The sequence below is a fragment of the Mesorhizobium sp. M3A.F.Ca.ET.175.01.1.1 genome, assembly GCF_004791945.1.
GTDB lineage: Bacteria > Pseudomonadota > Alphaproteobacteria > Rhizobiales > Rhizobiaceae > Mesorhizobium.
Window position 1 is genome coordinate 24618 of record NZ_SRTP01000009.1, and the last position, 16262, is coordinate 40879.

Annotated in this window: 17 protein-coding genes and 1 pseudogene; 9 read left to right on the plus strand and 9 right to left on the minus strand. The window is 64.6% G+C overall.

Going from position 1 to position 16262, the window contains the following annotated elements:
• Positions 1-13 precede the first annotated feature (13 nt).
• From ubiB to coaBC, 4 genes are all read left to right on the plus strand, one after another.
• Entirely contained in the window at positions 14-1588 is a 1575-nt protein-coding gene (ubiB, locus tag EN818_RS20110) for a 2-polyprenylphenol 6-hydroxylase (RefSeq protein WP_095806343.1), read from the plus strand.
• Between the two features lie 74 nt (positions 1589-1662).
• Positions 1663-1923 (plus strand): hypothetical protein, encoded by a 261-nt coding sequence (locus tag EN818_RS20115; RefSeq protein ID WP_095806488.1) that lies wholly within the window; start codon positions 1663-1665, stop codon positions 1921-1923.
• On the plus strand, positions 1920-2327 hold the full coding sequence (locus EN818_RS20120) for a type II toxin-antitoxin system VapC family toxin (protein WP_095806342.1): 408 nt from the start codon (positions 1920-1922) through the stop codon (positions 2325-2327). The genes EN818_RS20115 and EN818_RS20120 overlap by 4 nt, the downstream gene beginning before the upstream one ends.
• Before the next feature lie 22 nt (positions 2328-2349).
• Positions 2350-3582: a bifunctional phosphopantothenoylcysteine decarboxylase/phosphopantothenate--cysteine ligase CoaBC gene (gene coaBC / locus EN818_RS20125; RefSeq protein WP_095806487.1), complete on the plus strand. Its 1233-nt coding sequence runs from the start codon at positions 2350-2352 to the stop codon at positions 3580-3582.
• On the opposite strand, the pseudogene EN818_RS20130 reads toward coaBC, so the two are convergent.
• The 6 genes and pseudogenes from EN818_RS20130 to EN818_RS20155 form a co-directional block, all read right to left on the minus strand.
• Positions 3579-5026: pseudogene (locus EN818_RS20130) on the minus strand (MFS transporter). The gene coaBC and the pseudogene EN818_RS20130 sit on opposite strands and share 4 nt — an antisense overlap.
• Before the next feature lie 172 nt (positions 5027-5198).
• A complete protein-coding gene (locus EN818_RS20135; protein WP_165350108.1) occupies positions 5199-5681 on the minus strand; it encodes a DUF992 domain-containing protein in 483 nt (160 codons plus the stop codon).
• A 93-nt stretch (positions 5682-5774) separates the two neighbouring features.
• On the minus strand, positions 5775-6248 hold the full coding sequence (locus EN818_RS20140) for a DUF992 domain-containing protein (RefSeq protein WP_095806340.1): 474 nt from the start codon (positions 6246-6248) through the stop codon (positions 5775-5777).
• A gap of 189 nt (positions 6249-6437) precedes the next feature.
• Positions 6438-7289, minus strand: coding sequence for a tetratricopeptide repeat protein (locus EN818_RS20145; RefSeq protein WP_095806339.1), 852 nt, complete (start codon positions 7287-7289; stop codon positions 6438-6440).
• Between the two features lie 137 nt (positions 7290-7426).
• The gene (rpsU, locus tag EN818_RS20150) at positions 7427-7690 is read right to left on the minus strand and encodes a 30S ribosomal protein S21 (RefSeq protein ID WP_040969057.1); all 264 of its coding nucleotides are present in this window, start codon (positions 7688-7690) and stop codon (positions 7427-7429) included.
• Between the two features lie 274 nt (positions 7691-7964).
• On the minus strand, positions 7965-8351 hold the full coding sequence (locus tag EN818_RS20155) for an SET domain-containing protein-lysine N-methyltransferase (RefSeq protein ID WP_129553808.1): 387 nt from the start codon (positions 8349-8351) through the stop codon (positions 7965-7967).
• Positions 8352-8630: 279 nt separating this feature from the next.
• Between EN818_RS20155 and EN818_RS20160 the strand changes: the two genes are divergently transcribed.
• The 5 genes from EN818_RS20160 to EN818_RS20180 all read left to right on the plus strand — a co-directional run bounded on the left by EN818_RS20160 (position 8631) and on the right by EN818_RS20180 (position 14225).
• Entirely contained in the window at positions 8631-9884 is a 1254-nt protein-coding gene (locus EN818_RS20160; protein WP_095806337.1) for a sarcosine oxidase subunit beta, read from the plus strand.
• A 95-nt stretch (positions 9885-9979) separates the two neighbouring features.
• Entirely contained in the window at positions 9980-10276 is a 297-nt protein-coding gene (locus EN818_RS20165) for a sarcosine oxidase subunit delta (protein ID WP_095806336.1), read from the plus strand.
• Positions 10273-13281: a sarcosine oxidase subunit alpha gene (locus EN818_RS20170; RefSeq protein ID WP_095806335.1), complete on the plus strand. Its 3009-nt coding sequence runs from the start codon at positions 10273-10275 to the stop codon at positions 13279-13281. The genes EN818_RS20165 and EN818_RS20170 overlap by 4 nt, the downstream gene beginning before the upstream one ends.
• On the plus strand, positions 13274-13852 hold the full coding sequence (locus EN818_RS20175) for a sarcosine oxidase subunit gamma (RefSeq protein WP_095806334.1): 579 nt from the start codon (positions 13274-13276) through the stop codon (positions 13850-13852). Before EN818_RS20170 ends, EN818_RS20175 begins: the two co-directional genes overlap by 8 nt.
• A 148-nt stretch (positions 13853-14000) precedes the next feature.
• A complete protein-coding gene (locus tag EN818_RS20180; RefSeq protein ID WP_095806333.1) occupies positions 14001-14225 on the plus strand; it encodes a hypothetical protein in 225 nt (74 codons plus the stop codon).
• A 95-nt stretch (positions 14226-14320) separates the two neighbouring features.
• Here the strand turns inward: EN818_RS20180 and EN818_RS20185 are convergent, their stop codons facing one another.
• The 3 genes from EN818_RS20185 to EN818_RS20195 form a co-directional block, all read right to left on the minus strand.
• The gene (locus EN818_RS20185; RefSeq protein ID WP_095806332.1) at positions 14321-14551 is read right to left on the minus strand and encodes a DUF680 domain-containing protein; all 231 of its coding nucleotides are present in this window, start codon (positions 14549-14551) and stop codon (positions 14321-14323) included.
• Between the two features lie 172 nt (positions 14552-14723).
• Entirely contained in the window at positions 14724-15368 is a 645-nt protein-coding gene (locus tag EN818_RS20190; RefSeq protein WP_095806331.1) for a TetR/AcrR family transcriptional regulator, read from the minus strand.
• A 106-nt stretch (positions 15369-15474) separates the two neighbouring features.
• Positions 15475-16251: a glucose 1-dehydrogenase gene (locus EN818_RS20195; RefSeq protein WP_095806330.1), complete on the minus strand. Its 777-nt coding sequence runs from the start codon at positions 16249-16251 to the stop codon at positions 15475-15477.
• Positions 16252-16262 lie beyond the last annotated feature (11 nt).

Here is a 16262-nt window from a genome sequence, read left to right on the forward strand (position 1 = left end):
TGAGCAGCGTTCGATGACCAGCGTCGGCGCCGCCTTTCGGCTCGCCAGGGCCGGCTGGGTGCTGGTCCGCGAGGGCGTCGTCGCGGCGCTGCCGGGCGAAGAGCTCTCCGGCATGCCGAAGCTCGGCTGGCGGCTGGCGCGGCTGCTGACCCGTCGCCGCGCGCGAGCCCACCAGCGTGGCGACCGGCTGGCGAAGGCGGTGGTCCGGCTCGGGCCGTCCTACGTCAAGCTCGGCCAGTTCCTGGCGACGAGACCGGATGTGGTCGGCAACGACATGGCGGTCGACCTGGCGCTGCTGCAAGACAAGATGCACACCTTCCCGACGGCTGCGGCGATCATGGCCGTCGAAGCCTCGCTCGGACGCGGGATCGGCGATCTCTATTCGCGCTTCGGCGAGCCGGTAGCGGCCGCCTCGATCGCCCAGGTGCACAGCGCCGAAGTCGTTCGTGACAGGGGACGGGCGCGGGTGGCCGTGAAAGTCATCCGGCCGGGTGTGCGCCGCCGCTTCTTCCATGATCTCGAGAGCTATTTCCTCGCTGCCCGTCTGCAGGAGAAATACGTTCCTTCCTCGCGCCGACTGCGCCCAGTCGAGGTCACCCAAACGCTGGCGCAGACCACCAAGATCGAGATGGACCTGCGGCTCGAGGCCGCCGCCCTGTCGGAACTCGGCGAAAACACCAAGGACGATCCGGGCTTCCGCGTGCCCGCCGTCGACTGGGAACGGACCGGCCGCGATGTGCTCACCATGGAGTGGATCGAGGGCACCAAGATGAACGATCTGGCCGGCCTTGCCGCCGCCGGCCACGACCTCAAGGCGATCGCCGCCAATCTCATCCAGTCGTTCCTCAGGCATACGCTGCGCGACGGCTTCTTCCATGCCGACATGCATCCGGGGAACCTGTTCGTCGAGGCGGACGGCACGATCGTCGCCGTCGATCTCGGCATCGCCGGTCGGCTCGGCAAGAAAGAGCGGCATTTCCTCGCCGAGATCCTCTACGGCTTCATCGTGCGCGACTACCAGCGCGTCGCCGAGGTGCATTTCGAAGCCGGCTACGTGCCGCGCCAGCACAATGTCTCGGCCTTCGCGCAGGCGATCCGGGCCATCGGCGAGCCGATCCACGGCCAGTCGGCCGAGACGATCTCGATGGCGAAGCTGCTGACGCTGCTGTTCGAGGTCACCGACCTGTTCGACATGGCGACGCGGACCGAACTGGTGCTGCTGCAAAAGACCATGGTGGTGGTCGAAGGCGTGGCCCGCACGCTCGATCCTGCCTTCAACATGTGGAAGACGTCGGAGCCCGTGGTCAGCGACTGGATCGCCAGCAATCTCGGGCCGCGCGGGATGCTGTCCGACGCGCGCGACGCCGGCAAGGCGCTGGTGGCGCTGGCGAGGCAGGCGCCGGACATCGCCGCGCGCACCGAGCGGCTGTCGCGTGAGATCGACCTGATGGCCGCCAACGGCCTGCGCTTCGATGAGGCGACCGCGCACGCCATCGGCAAGGCGGAGGCGCGCCATACCCGCTCCGGCCGGGTGGCGCTGTGGCTGATCGCGCTGACGCTGCTCTACATCGCATGGAAATTGCTCTGATTGCAATGCTAGCGGTGCTAGCATTGCAATCATCCGTCTACGCCCCTAAATTGAAGGGGCAGGGGAGCAAAGGCATGAGCACTCTTACAATCCGTAATTTGGATGACGGTGTGAAAAAGATCCTGCGCCAGCGGGCGGCGGCGCGCGGCGTCTCCATGGAACAGGAGGCCCGAGACGTTTTGCGCGAGGCGACAATCCCTCAAGCGAAACTGCAGACTGCGGGGTGGCGGTTGAAGGCGTCTCGTGACGAAATCCTGGCGCTTGGCCGAAAACCTGAACGTCCATTCGACCTCAAGACACTCACCGACCAAATGTGGGACGAGGGGCTTCTATGACAATTGCTGTCGATACGTCAGCGCTGATCGCCATTATGGGAGCGGAGCCGGACGCGGGAGAGCTTGTCGACATTTTCGGCACTTCGCCCGCTGCGCTGATAAGTGCTGCCACACTCTTCGAAGCACATTGCGTTGCGTGTCGATCCGGTGGTGCGGTCAACGCTGACGAACTCCAGGTTCTCGTGAACAGCCTCGAACTGACGGTGATCCCGTTCGACTTGGGACAGCTTGAAGTCGCACGGCTCGCTTATTCTCGATACGGCAGGGGATCTCATCATCGCGCTGCTCTGAATATGGGCGATTGTTTTGCCTATGCCTTGGCAAAGACACGAAATCTGCCTCTGCTTTTCAAGGGCGATGATTTCAACCATACCGACATCCAACCGGCGTTGAAGCTTGCGTAAAACTCGACTGGTATCAGGCATGATGACTCTTTCCGGCAAGCGCATCCTGCTCATCATCGGCGGCGGCATCGCCGCCTACAAGGCACTCGATCTGATCCGTCGTTTGCGAGAGCGTGGCGCGTCGGTCCGGGTGGTGATGACATCGGCCGCTCAGGAGTTCATCACCACGCTGTCTGCCGGCGCGCTTTCGGCCGACCATGTCTTCACCGAGTTGTTCGACCGCAATGACGAACACGATGTCGGCCATATCCGGCTGTCCCGCGAAGCCGACCTGCTGGTGGTGGCGCCGGCCACCGCCGACCTGATGGCCAAGCTCGCCAACGGCCATGCCAACGACCTCGCCTCGACCGTGCTCCTGGCCACCGACAAGAAGGTGCTGATGGCGCCGGCGATGAACCCGAAAATGTGGTCGCATCCGGCGACGCGCCGCAACCGCGCGACGCTGCAGAAGGACGGCATAATTTTCGTCGGCCCCGCCAAGGGGGAGATGGCGGAGAGCAACGAGGCCGGCGAAGGCCGCATGGCCGAGCCGTTGGAGATTGTCGCCGCGATCGAGGCCATGCTCGATGAGAAGTCGAAGCCGCTTGCGGGCCGCAGGATCATCGTCACCTCGGGGCCGACGCATGAGCCGATCGACCCGGTGCGCTACATCGCCAACCGCTCGTCCGGCAAGCAGGGCCATGCCATCGCGGCGGCGCTCGCCAGGCTCGGCGCCGATGTCCGGCTGGTCTCGGGTCCGGTCAACATCGCCGATCCGGCCGGGGTCAAGACCACGCATGTCGAAACCGCCTGCGAAATGAAGGAAGCGGTCGAGAAGCTGTTGCCGGTGGACGCGGCGGTCTTCGTCGCTGCGGTCGCCGACTGGCGCACGGCAAACGCTGCCGGCGACAAGATCAAGAAGATGGCGGGCGAGGGCCCGCCTTCGCTCAAGATGGTCGAGAATCCGGACATCCTGGCCGGGATCGGGCATCACTGCCAGCGGCCCGGTCTGGTCGTCGGCTTTGCCGCCGAGACGCAGGATCTCATCAGCAACGCCCAGGCCAAGCTGAAGAAGAAAGGCGCCGATTTCATCGTCGCCAACGACGTCTCGCATGCGAGCGGCATCGGCCCGTCCGGCGTAATGGGCGGTGACCGCAACAAGGTCCGCATCGTCTCCAGGACCGGCGTCGAGGAATGGCCGGAAATGGGCAAGGACGAAGTCGCGGCACGGCTTGCTGCGCTGATCGCCGATCGGCTGCAGACAACCGCTGTCTAACCAGCTGCCTCCTGGGGCCGCATGGCCGGCAGCGCGATCCTCACGGCAGCAATACAGCCCAAGATTCCAACTGGCACGAAGGCCAGGAAGAGCCAGCCGGCAACGCTCGCTGCCGCCTCGTGGTTGAGGCCCTCTGAAAAGCCGCTGGCGTTGGCAACAATGCCGGCAAGGGCAGCGCCCACCGCGTAGCCGATGCGCTGCATGGTCGGCACGGCGGCCGATGCTATTGCCTGCTCGCCGTCGCGGGCCGACGCGACGATGACGCGCGTGAGGAATGGCCAGCAAACGCCGAAACCGCCGCCTTGCAGCAGGGCGCAGAGCAGGATGAGCGGGATCGAGCCCGCCGGAATGGTGTAGGCGAAACCGGCGAGGCCGGAAGCGATCATCAGCGCGCCGACGACGATGATTGTCCGTTCACGTTCCAGCGGCGCATTGGCGACCAGGATCGCCAGGATCGACCAGGCGATCGACTCCGCAGCGATGATATAGCCGGTGGTCAGAATCGGAATGGCGTGAAGCGTGGTCAGCAGCAGCGGCCCGTAGATCGCGAAGGTGCAGGTTGCCACGGAGAAGGCCGCAACCATGGTCATGCCGGAGCCGAGCGGCGAGCGCCACGAAAACAGCGGTGACGGGAAGAGGCGCGAACGTGGCCGGAGAGCATCGATGCGGAAGAACAGCGCCAGGCCGAAAAGGCCCAGCGCCAGCAACAGCGAGGAACGAAGCAGGGCGATGTCGATGCCGGCCGCCGCAATCAAAACCACGCTGAGGGCGAGGCAGGCGAGCGTCGCATAGGGGAAGGGCGGCGCCATGCCGCTGTCCGCCTGTGGTTTCGTTGCGACAGGGGTGTCGAGCACCATGAAGCTCGCCAGAGCCATTGCCGCGCCGCCGAAAGTGAAGACGCCGAAGGCCCAGCGCCAGGACAGGAACTCGGTCATGATCGCGCCGAGCTCGGGCCGCTGAAGGCGGCGACACCCCAGATCGCCGACATGATGCCGAAGAGCTGCGGCCAGATGTTGCGCGGGAAGAGGCGTTCGACCGAGACGAAGGCGAGCGAGACAAGCGCGCCGCCGCCAAGGCCCTCGACCAGGCGCCCGGCGAGGAACAGGGGCATGGAAGGGGCTGTGGCGCAGATCAGCGCACCCGCGGCATAGAGCAAGGCAGCGACCATCATGTTGGAGCGCAGCGCGACATAGCTCACCAGCCGGCCGGCCGCGGCACCCGCGACAATGGCCCCGAGCTCATAGATCGCCAGCGACCAGCCAACCAGCTGCACGCCCGCCAACTCGCCGACCATGGCCGGCATCACGGTCGCCACCATCGTCTCATTGGTGGCATGCAGCAGGATGCCCAGGCTGATGAAACAGAAACGCGCCAGGTCGCCGCTTGCCCATAGCGCCCGCCAGTCAACCTTGTTGCTGCCCGCCTTGCCGTTGGTTGCCGTCACGTCGATCTCCTGCCTGCCAATCGCAACCTCGTCCCTCTTCGGAAAGGCCGCCAGATCCAGTTCGGCAGGGTTTGTAGAACCTCAAGCGCAGTTGAGCTCAAGAGGCTTTTTTCACGAATGCGCCCAGCAGAGGCCGAAAGAGCAAACAGGCCTGATCGATCCCGGTCGGGAGTCAGTTCGCCGTGCTGCGCAATTGGAACTGACTGACACCGATGGCGATGTTGACGCCGGTTTGCGTCTGCACGCTCAGCGGCTGCAGCGTGAAGGCCTGTCCGGAACCGCCGGCCAGCAGGTTGGCACCGGCTCCCACCGCTGCCGTCAATTCGGCGCTGGCGCCGACATAGTCGCCGGCGAGCGCGCCCGGCGCATAGACGTTCTTCAGCGGCGCCAATACCAGCCACCTCATGATGCTCTGGCTGGTGGTGCCGATGTCGAGCCCGTATTTGTTGACGGCGCCGAAATAGGCCTCGGGCGCGAAAGTCGTGTCGGCGGGCGTGAAGGTGCAGCTCAGGTCCTTGCTCGAGCCGAAGATGAAGCCGGTGCCGCCGCCAATGGCGCAGTCGAGGACGCCGAGTTCGACGCCGCCGTTCTGTGTCCACGCCTCTCCCGCCAATGCGACCAGTGCAAGCACGGTTGCGGCAATGGTCCTCGGCATCATTCCCCCTCAACAAGATGCGGCCCAGAACAGCTACATTGTCCTGTTCCGGGCCGCTCGTATAGGGCGAAAGACGTTACCGGCCGGAATGCCTCACTTGTAGGAATGGACGAGGTCGAGCGAGGCCACCGCCACGGCCAGATTGACGCCGGTCTGCGCCTGGACGCTCAGCGGTTCCAACATGAAGGCGCCGTCCAGTCCGCCGACCAGGACATTGGCGCCGCCGCCGGTGATGACGCTCGCCTCGGCGTTGACGCCGTAATAGCTGCCGGCCAGATCGCCGGCTTCATGGTGGCGGGTCGCGGCAAGCACTGCCCAGACCAGCTGGCCCTGATGAGTCTGGCCGACATCGACGCCAAGCTTGGAAATCATTCCCGTGTAAAGCTCGGCCGGCCCGTGGTGGTAGGGGCGGAAGACGCAGGACACACCCTTGTTGGAGGTGATGACATAGCCGATGCCGCCGTCGATGGTGCAGTCCAGCGTGCCAAGCCGGAGCGTGCCGGCGCTGACTGGAGAGGCGAGGACCGTGGTGGCAAGCGCAGCGGCACAGACAATTGTCTTGATCATCGGAATGGTCCTTTCGCAGATTGGCCCCGGATCAAACGATCGAGGTGCGAGGAGCGTTCCGCCGAAACTTGGCGCCAGCAAGGCAAGGATGAAGCCATTTCCGGCCGGGGCTAACTCAGGACCAGCCCAACGGCGCCGCAATCGGCCTGGCATCGGTGCTGGAATTTGCCGTGCGGCGTCAGCCTATGGTCAGCTGGCGTCGCCGGAGGTGCGGGAAAGACCGTCCTTGGCCGGCTGGTAGTTCGGATTGAGATGGACCGCCTCGCGATAGGACTTCGCCGCCCTCGACTTGTCGCCGCGCCGCTCATAGATCAGCGCCTGGTTGGCCCAGGCCTCGGCGTTCTTGGGGTCGAGCTTGATGGCCATGTTGAAGTCGGAGAAGGCGTTGTCCTCGTCACCCGTTGCCAGATAGGAAAGACCGCGGCCGTTGTAGGGCTCTGCGGCGTCCGGCGCCAGCGAAATCGCGGTCGAAAAGTCCTCGATGGCGAATTTGTGCTGGCCCTGGCTTTGATAGATCAGGCCGCGATTGTGATAGGCGCGCGCGTCGGTGGTATCGAGCTGGATCGCCTTCTGGAAGTCGTTGAAGGCGTCCTGGACGCGGCCCGCCTTGCGGTAGAGATTACCGCGGCCGATATAGGCAGCGTCGTAGTTGGCATTGATCTGGATCGCGCGGTTGTAGTCGGCGAGCGCCGCTTCCTGGTTGCCGAGGAAGCGCTGGATGAGCGCGCGGTTGGAGTAGGCCTGATAGAAATTCGGATTGAGCTGGATGGCGCTGTCGAAGTCCTTGAGCGCCGCCTGGTACTGGCCGCCGCGGCCATAGGCGGAACCGCGCACATTGTAGCCTTCCGGATCCTGCGGATTGCGCTGGATCACCGCCGTCAGCGACGAGATGTTTTCGGTCGACCCCTGCGCCTTGTCGATGTTGTTGAACTCGCCGGTCGGGGCTGTCTGGCATGCTGCAAGCGCCAGGCCCGAAAACAGGGCCGCCGTCAGGGCGAGGCCGCGAAAGGCGGTTCTGCGCTCCACGGAAATTGCGTTCATCTCAGTCCTCACTGCCGCGGCGCCGTCAGGTCCGTTCCCCTCCGAACCGAGGTCGAATCATCAAAACAAAAAGGTGGCGGCGATTCCGCATCGCGCCACCCTCGGTATCCTTCGAAAAGGACGAAAAATTGGCGTTATCAGCGCGGCGAACGCGATGCGCCGGCAGCACCAGCCGGAGCCGGACGCGGAGTCATCGGCAGCAGGCCTTCGCGCTGCGCGCGCTTGCGGGCCAGCTTGCGGGCGCGGCGAACGGCTTCAGCCTTCTCGCGGGCGCGCTTCTCGGACGGCTTCTCGTAGTGACCGCGCATCTTCATTTCGCGGAAGATGCCTTCGCGCTGCATCTTCTTCTTCAGCGCGCGAAGCGCCTGATCAACATTGTTGTCGCGGACGAGTACCTGCACGTGCAATCCTGTCTTTCGGGTTTGAAATCAACAGGCAAACGGCCATAGCCGCTATGCCTCCGCAGTGGCATGCACCGCGAATTGTGGCGGCTGATAGCAGAATCAGGGCGTCCTGTCCACCGTTGATTGCAGGAAACCGCGATCAAAGGCCGAAGCGTTGAGGTCTGCCCGCCCGCAAGCGCGCCGCGATGGGGCGGATTCAGGCGCCGCGCTTTGGATCGTTGTCTTGATCCATGTCGTTCTCAAGGCCGCCGCACAGTTTTTGCGACAGGCATCAGGCCGTCGCGAGATGGAGGCGGGCGAAATCCTCGAAGAACTCGCCGTAGTCGCAGGTGATCTCCTCGCCGGCTGCAATGTCGCGAATGGCGGTGGCGCCGCCATATTGCGAAAAATCCGTGTTCGGCCGCTCGGAATGGTTCATGAAACGGCCGTTGTCGACTTCATAGACCATGAAGCCCGGGCGGTCGGGGCTGGGGTAGGCGTAGCGGTCGAGCAGTTCCTGGAGATGTGGGGGTGCCGCTTGGTATTTGTCGATCGGGATCAGCCGGTCGAAATCGGGATCGAGCCGCCAGATCGAGGCGCCCCTCTTGATTGGCTCGGCGGCGAAAACGCCGACGCCCTCGATCGGGCTGGACGCGACATAGGTTCTGATCAGCAGCATCGTTCCTGTCCGTTCTCGACGGGAAACGAAATCGTCAAAAACGGATCGGAATGCAAGGCCGGCCCATGACATTTTAGCTGACGTTCGACACGGATCACGTCCGATTGATCGATGCCTTTCCGGCGGAGACATTCATCGATCTCGGTTCGGCGCGTCGCAGGGCTGCGGCGCAAAACGGCAAGCGCCGTCGCAAACAGTGCAAGGCCGGCGGCGCGCTTTCGCTAGTAATGTAGCTCGTGTGCCGGGGGATGCCCGGCCGCAAATCCGCGAGGCTGGAACGTGAAGAAATATTCGGTATTCGCCATTGCCCGAGAGGCGATGCGCGGCCACAAGGGCTGGGAACAGCAATGGTCGTCGCCAGAGCCGAAGAAGGAATATGACGTCGTCATCGTCGGCGCCGGCGGCCACGGCCTGGCGACCGCCTACTACCTGGCGACCGAGCACGGCATCACCAATGTCGCGGTGCTGGAGAAGGGCTGGCTCGGCGGCGGCAACACCGGCCGCAACACCACCATCATCCGCTCGAACTATCTCTACGACGAGAGCGCCGGCATCTATGACCATGCGCTGAAGCTGTGGGACGGGCTGAGCCAGGAACTCAACTACAACGTTATGTATTCGGCGCGCGGCGTCATGATGCTGGCGCACAATGTGCATGACGTCCAGGTGTTCAAGCGCCACATCCATGCAAACCGGCTCAACGGCATCGACAATGAATGGCTGACGCCGGAGCAGGCGAAGGAATTCTGTCCGCCGCTCAACATCGCCAAGGAGGCGCGCTATCCGGTGATGGGAGCCGCCCTGCAGCGGCGCGGCGGCACGGCGCGCCATGACGCGGTCGCCTGGGGCTATGCGCGCGGCGCCTCGGCGCGCGGCGTGCACATCATCCAGAACTGCGAGGTCACCGGCATCAAGCGCGCGCCCAATGGCGCGGTCGCCGGCGTCGAGACGACGCGCGGCTTCATCGGCGCCAAGAAGGTGGGCGTGGTCGCAGCCGGCCACTCCTCGGTGATCATGAACATGGCCGGCGTGCGGATGCCGCTCGAAAGCTATCCGCTGCAGGCGCTGGTCTCGGAGCCGGTCAAGCCAGTGGTGCCGTGCGTGATCATGTCGAACACGGTGCACGCCTATATCTCGCAATCGGACAAGGGCGAACTGGTGATCGGCGCCGGCACCGACCAGTATGTCTCCTATTCGCAGACAGGCGGCCTGCACATATTGCAGCACACGCTCGACGCCATCTGCGAGATGTTCCCGATCTTCACCCGCATGAAGATGCTGCGCTCCTGGGGCGGCATCGTCGATGTGACGCCGGACCGCTCGCCGATCCTGGCGAAGACCCCGGTACAAGGCCTTTATGTCAATTGCGGCTGGGGCACAGGCGGCTTCAAGGCCACGCCTGGGTCGGGCAATGTGTTTGCCCACACCATCGCCCGGGATGAACCGCATCGGATCAATGCGCCGTTCACGCTCGAGCGCTTCCGCACCGGCCGCCTCATCGACGAGGCGGCGGCGGCGGCGGTGGCGCACTGATGACGGCCATGGCGATGCCGCAAACAGCCGACGAACAGGAAATCCGAAGCACCGGCGCTCGCGTCGGTCATGGCGAAGTGTAGGACCGACCGAAAATGCTTCTCATCCGCTGCCCCTATTGCGAGGAAGAGCGTCCGGAACTCGAGTTCCGCAATGCCGGCGAAGCGCATGTCGTGCGCTCGACCAACATCGCCGGCGAGAGCGACGACGATTTCGAGAAATTCTTCTTCATCCGCTCGAATCCGAAAGGCGTCATCTATGAGCGCTGGCGGCACATCCACGGCTGCGCGCGCTTCTTCAACGCCGTGCGCGACACCGTCACCGACAAGTTCGTCATGACCTACAAGGCCGGCGAGCCGAAGCCCGCGAAGCTGCCTGGAGCCACGAAATGAAAGCCTCGTTCCGCATCTCCGGCAGCGGGCGCCTGAGCCAGGCCAGGACCGCTTCCTTCAGCTTCGACGGCCAGTCCTATGTCGGCATCGAGGGCGACACGCTGGCGTCGGCGCTGCTTGCCAATGGCGTGCACCTGGTCGGCCGTTCCTTCAAGTACCACAGGCCGCGCGGCTTCCTGTCGGCCGGCGCGGAGGAGCCCAACGCGCTGGTGCAGATCGTGCGCGACGACGCGCGCAAGACGCCGAACGTGCGGGCGACCGTGCAGGAGCTTTATGACGGCCTCGTTGCCAATTCGCAGAACCGCTGGCCGTCGCTGGCTTTCGACATCGGGGCGGTCAACGACATCGCCTCGCCGATGTTCTCGGCCGGCTTCTACTACAAGACCTTCATGTGGCCGAAGTCGGCCTGGCTGAACTTCTACGAACCAAAGATCCGCGCGGCGGCAGGCCTTGGCATATCGCCGGACCGGCCGGACCCCGACCACTATGCCGCGCGTTACGCGCATTGCGAGGTGCTGGTGCTGGGCGGCGGCGCGGCGGGCATTGCCGCAGCGCTTGCCGCGGCCGAAACCGGCGTGCGGGTGATCCTTGCCGACGAGCAGGCCGAATTCGGCGGCAGCCTGCGTTTCGAGAGCGGCGCGAAGATCGACGGCGAGAACGGCTTTGCCTGGGCGCAGGCCGCGATCGCGAAGCTGAAGGCGATGGACAATGTCCGCGTTCTGCCGCGCACGACGGCGTTCGGCTACTACGCGCAGAACTTCGTCGGCCTGGTCGAGCGCGTCAGCGATCACATGAAGAACCCTGGACGCGAGCTTGCACGCGAGCGCTTGTGGCAGGTCCGCGCCAGGCGCGTCGTACTGGCGACGGGCGCTATCGAGCGCCACATGGTGTTCGCCAACAACGATCGGCCGGGCGTCATGCTCGCCTCGGCGGCGCGCACCTATCTCAACCATTACGGCGTCGCTGTCGGCAAGAATATCGGCGTCTATACGGCCAACGACTCCGCCTATGCCGCGGCGATCGACCTGAAGAAGGCCGGGATCAATATCGCGGCAATCGTCGACCTGCGCGACAATCCGAGTGGACCGGTGATCGACGAGGCGCGGAACCTCGGCATCGAGATCAATTTCGGCCGCGCGGTGGTCAGTGCCGGCGGCAAGCTGCGCGTGTCCTCGATGACCGTGCAGCCGAAGAACGGCGGCGGCGAGCGAACCATCGCGGTCGACGCTATCCTGATGTCGTCCGGCTGGACGCCGTCGGTGCATCTGTTCTCGCAGTCGCGCGGCAAGGTGGCCTTCAACGAGGAGACGCAGCGCTTCGTGCCGGGAACCTATGCGCAGGATTGCGTTTCGGTCGGCGCCTGCAACGGCACGGACGGCCTGTCGGCTACGGTCGATGAAGCCTATGCGGCCGGCGCCAAGGCTGCGAAGGACGCCGGCGGCAAGGATTCCAGTGTCAAGACGGGCAAGGGCACCAAGCCGAAGGTCGATGCCGGCGAAAGCTGGTCGCGCGGCATTGTCGGTGCAGCGCCCGGCGCCGGGCCGGGCACGACGGTCAAGGCCTTCGTCGATTTCCAGAACGACGTCACCGCCAAGGACATCCGTCAGGCGGTGCATGAGGGCATGCACTCGATCGAGCATGTCAAACGCTTCACCACCAACGGCATGGCGACCGACCAGGGCAAGACTTCGAACCTGCATGGTCTGGCGATCGCGGCCGAGACGCTTGGCAAGCCGATCCCGCAGGTCGGCCTGACCACCTTCCGCGCGCCTTACACGCCGGTGACCTTCGGTTCGATCGTCGGCCATGCGCGCGGGGCATTGTTCGACCCGACGCGCAAGACCGCCATCCATCCCTGGGCGGCTGCACAGGGCGCGGTGTTCGAGGATGTCGGCCAGTGGAAGCGCGCCTGGTATTTTCCGAGGGCAGGCGAAGACATGCACGCTGCCGTGGATCGCGAATGCGTCACGGTGCGCAAGGCAGCCGGGCTGTTCGATGCCTCGACGCTCGGCAAGATCGAGGTGGTCGGGCCCGATGCGGCCAAGTTCATGGAACTGCTCTACACCAATCCATGGGAGAAGCTGGAGCCGGGCCGCTGCCGGTACGGCATCATGCTGCGCGAGGACGGCTTCATCTATGACGACGGCGTCGTCGGCAGGCTGGCGCCGGACCGCTTCCATGTGACGACGACCACCGGCGGCGCGCCGCGCGTCATGCACCACATGGAAGACTACCTCCAGACGGAATTCCCGCATCTCAATGTCTGGCTGACCTCGACCACCGAACAATGGGCGGTGATTGCGGTGCAGGGGCCGAGCGCGCGGAAGATTATCGAACCCTTGGTCGAAGGCATCGACATGTCGGACGAGGCGTTGCCGCATATGTCGGTGCGCGAGGGCAAGATCTGCGGCGTGCCGACCAGGCTGTTCCGCATGTCCTTCACCGGCGAGCGCGGCTTCGAAGTCAACGTGCCGGCCGATTATGGCCAGGCGGTCTGGGAAGCGCTGTGGGCCGAAGGCCAGAAGCATGGCGCTTGCGCCTACGGCACCGAGACGATGCACGTGCTGCGTGCCGAAAAGGGCTACATCATTGTCGGACAGGACACGGACGGCACGGTGACGCCGAACGATGCCGGGCTCGACTGGGCGGTCGGCAAGAAGAAGACCGACTTCGTCGGCATCCGCGGATTGACCCGGTCTGACCTGGTCGCCAAGGGCCGCAAGCAGCTGGTCGGGCTCAAGACCAAGGACCCGAAGGTCGTCCTGGAAGAGGGCGCGCAGATCGTCGAGGATCCGAAGCAGGCGATCCCGATGAAGATGATCGGCCACGTCACCTCCAGTTACTGGTCGGAAAATTGCGGGCGCTCGATCGCACTGGCGCTGGTCGCCGGCGGCCGCGACCGCATGGGCCAGACACTCTACGTGCCGATGCCGAACGGCGTGATCGAGGTGGAGGTCACCGGCATGGTGTTCATCGACGAGAAGGGAGAGCGCCTCAATGGCTAAGGCTGTCGCGAACAAGGCCGTGGCCGCGGCCTCTGCCGACCGGCGTCCCGCGCTTGCCGGGAGCGCCGTCTCGGCAACCGGCGTCAAGGTCGAGATGCTGCCGCCGGCCGAGCGTATTTCGCTGCGCGCTCCGGAGCTGTCGGTCGCCGCGCTGTCCAAGGCGCTCGGCCTGACGCTGCCGACCAGCCCGAAGGCTTCGGCTGCGAAGCAAGGGCGCACCGCGCTGTGGCTCGGGCCGGACGAATGGCTGATCATCGACGAGGCCGGCAACGATCCGCTGGCCGACTGCGCCAAGGTCTCGGCCCTGCATTCAGCCGTCGGCATCTCGCATCGCAATGTCGCGATCTCGGTCACCGGGCCGGCGGCGGCCGTGACGGTCAGCTCCGGTTGCCCGCAGGACCTGTCGCTCGACGCGTTTCCGGTCGGAGCTGCCTCACGCACCATCCTCGGCAAATCCGAGATCGTTCTCCTGCGCACCGCCGCGGATGCCTTCCGGGTGGAATGCTGGCGTTCCTTCTCGGACTATGTCTTTACTTTGCTGGCCGAAGCGGCAAGCGACGCGGCGAACTGATCTTCTCGGCCGCCGCGGCCCGCAAGAGATTGCGGGCGTTGCCGGAACCATCGGCGGCGCGGCCCGTTGCTGCGACTCGCAAGAGCGGTTCAGCTTACAGAATCGCTGACCCGCTCCAAGTTCCTGGAATCGCTCTAGGGAGAAGCCGATGCCGTCCAAACCCGCGCCGAGGTCACCCAAGAAGACGCAGGCGGTGCGTTCGCTAGAGCAAGATCGGCAGCATGAGCTCGAGGAAGAGGAGCTCGAGGAAGGCCTTGAGGATACGTTCCCGGCCAGTGATCCGGTGTCGATCACCAGCACGGCCATTCCCGGCGCTCCCGCCAAGCCCGGCAGCGCCAATACGGTGCAAGGCAGGAAACCGCGGAAGAAATAGCGCCATCGCTGCAGGCGATTTGGCTAAGGCAAACGAAAACGGGCGGCCTGGAGCCGCCCGTTGCTTTGCCAATTTCCGACACTCAGATTCTCAGATTAGAGGCCGGGCACGAACCAGGGGTCAACGTCGATGCCGAGCCGCGGGCCACTGGTTGGCTGGGTCTTGGCGGCGTCAGCCTTCTCGACCGAACCGGTAGCCGTGCAATCGAGCTTGACGCTGGTCTGAGCACAGGAAGCGGGCGCGTGCTTTGCCGGCTGGTTCGCGCCAGCGAAAGCGGCGCCCGAGAAAGCCAGCACGGCAGCAAGCGCAAGGATCGCCTTCTTCATTGTCCATCTCCGATGGTTGGGTTCGTACATGTACGATGCAATGTACAAATACGGCGCGCCAAGGCGAAGTTCAAGGGCAATCATGTACATGTACGACAAATTTTATTGAACGTAGCAATTGGCTGCCCCGTCGCGAGGATCGACGCGGCGGAAAGGGGCTGAAACAGCCCGCTCAGCAGTTGACGGATGCGTCGGTGAGCGGCGCGACGTCCTGCGCCGCCAAGGAGGCCAGCGTGAAGTCGCACATCCGCTTCACATAGGCCTCGGGATCGCCGAAGGGATAGAAGGGGAATGTGATCAGGAGCGAGATGGTGCCGTGACCCACCGTCCATAGCATGGTGGCGATGGCACGCGCGTCACCCCTGAGCTTGCCGGCGGCGACGCAGGCCTCGACCCTGCTGATCAGCACCTTCATGGCGGGGTTGCCCTCTTCCATGTCTTCGTAGCCGCGGCCCTCCGGCAGCCGCGTCTTTTCGGTCATGAAGACGGTGCGGTATTCATTGGGATTGCCGAGGCCGAAGGCGGCATATTCGGTCATCACAGCCCGCAGCGCTTCCATGGGGTCGTCGGCGGTATGCTCCTCGATGCGGCGCGCCAGAGTCTCGAAGGCGTCTTCAGCGAGCGCGAACAGGATGTCCTGCTTGTCGGCGAAGTAGGAATAGACCGACATCGGCGCGTAGCCGACCCGCTTGGCAAGCTTGCGGATGGTCAAGCCTTCGTAGCCCTCTTCCTGGACGAGCTTGTGGGCGGCCTCGACCAGTTCGGAACGAAGTTCGGCTTTCTGTTTCTCCCGGCGCTTTTGAACGCTCAGCGGCAATATCGGCCTGCCTGTATCGTTGGTTGCCTGCAATAATATACGCTGTACGGAAACGAACAAGACACGAGGCTGGTTCCCCAGCGTAGCCGCAGCCTCAGGCCATGCGTCAGATGGCGCCGATGCCGCCGTCGAGCGCCAGCGCATGGCCGGTCATGAAGGAATTGGCAGGGTCGGCGAGAAACAGGATGCCGGCAGTAATCTCGTCGACTTCTCCGACCCGCCTCATCGGCACGCCGCGCGTGAGTTCGGCCAGCGCTTCGTCCTCCGGCGCGCCGGTCGAGCGGATGAAACCGTCGACCATCGCCGTCCTCGTATGTGCCGGGCAGATAGCGTTGATGCGCACGCCCTTGGTGGCATATTCGACTGCCGCCGAACGCGTCAGCCCGACCACGCCATGCTTGGCGGCGGCATAGACCGAGAGCTTCGGCGCGCCGGAGAGGCCGGCAACAGAGGCGACGTTGACGATGACGCCGCCCTTGCCGCGCTGCTTGAACTGGCGTTCCATCTGCGGGATCTGCTGCTTCATGGCGTAGAAGACGCCAAGCAGGTCGACCTCGAGCACGCGGCGCGCTTCCTCCGACGTTACCTGCGGCAGGCGCACGAAGGAGTGCACGATGCCGGCATTGTTGACGGCAACGTCCAGCCGGCCGAATCTCTGCACGGCGAGCTTCACGAGATCCTCGGAGAGCTTCTCGTCGGCGATATTGCCGGCAAGTATCGCGGTGTCGGCGTCGAGCGTCGCCGCGAAATCGCCGAGCGCCGCCTCGTCGAGATCGGAAAGAACCAGCCTTGCGCCTTGCGCCGCGAATGCTTTTGCCGCGGCACTGCCGAGACCGCCGGTCGCCCCGGTGATCAGCACCGTCGCCCCTTCGAAACGGCTCATGTCTCAGCTCT

What these genes read in the sequence shown, in the direction of transcription:
- ubiB (WP_095806343.1), top strand. Translation starts at nt 14, where the DNA reads ATGACCAGCGTCGGCGCCGCCTTTCGGCTCGCCAGGGCCGGCTGGGTG.
- EN818_RS20115 (WP_095806488.1), top strand. Translation starts at nt 1,663, where the DNA reads ATGAGCACTCTTACAATCCGTAATTTGGATGACGGTGTGAAAAAGATC.
- EN818_RS20120 (WP_095806342.1), top strand. Translation starts at nt 1,920, where the DNA reads ATGACAATTGCTGTCGATACGTCAGCGCTGATCGCCATTATGGGAGCG.
- coaBC (WP_095806487.1), top strand. Translation starts at nt 2,350, where the DNA reads ATGACTCTTTCCGGCAAGCGCATCCTGCTCATCATCGGCGGCGGCATC.
- EN818_RS20135 (WP_165350108.1), bottom strand. Translation starts at nt 5,681, where the DNA reads ATGCCGAGGACCATTGCCGCAACCGTGCTTGCACTGGTCGCATTGGCG.
- EN818_RS20140 (WP_095806340.1), bottom strand. Translation starts at nt 6,248, where the DNA reads ATGATCAAGACAATTGTCTGTGCCGCTGCGCTTGCCACCACGGTCCTC.
- EN818_RS20145 (WP_095806339.1), bottom strand. Translation starts at nt 7,289, where the DNA reads ATGAACGCAATTTCCGTGGAGCGCAGAACCGCCTTTCGCGGCCTCGCC.
- EN818_RS20155 (WP_129553808.1), bottom strand. Translation starts at nt 8,351, where the DNA reads ATGCTGCTGATCAGAACCTATGTCGCGTCCAGCCCGATCGAGGGCGTC.
- EN818_RS20165 (WP_095806336.1), top strand. Translation starts at nt 9,980, where the DNA reads ATGCTTCTCATCCGCTGCCCCTATTGCGAGGAAGAGCGTCCGGAACTC.
- EN818_RS20170 (WP_095806335.1), top strand. Translation starts at nt 10,273, where the DNA reads ATGAAAGCCTCGTTCCGCATCTCCGGCAGCGGGCGCCTGAGCCAGGCC.
- EN818_RS20175 (WP_095806334.1), top strand. Translation starts at nt 13,274, where the DNA reads ATGGCTAAGGCTGTCGCGAACAAGGCCGTGGCCGCGGCCTCTGCCGAC.
- EN818_RS20180 (WP_095806333.1), top strand. Translation starts at nt 14,001, where the DNA reads ATGCCGTCCAAACCCGCGCCGAGGTCACCCAAGAAGACGCAGGCGGTG.
- EN818_RS20185 (WP_095806332.1), bottom strand. Translation starts at nt 14,551, where the DNA reads ATGAAGAAGGCGATCCTTGCGCTTGCTGCCGTGCTGGCTTTCTCGGGC.
- EN818_RS20195 (WP_095806330.1), bottom strand. Translation starts at nt 16,251, where the DNA reads ATGAGCCGTTTCGAAGGGGCGACGGTGCTGATCACCGGGGCGACCGGC.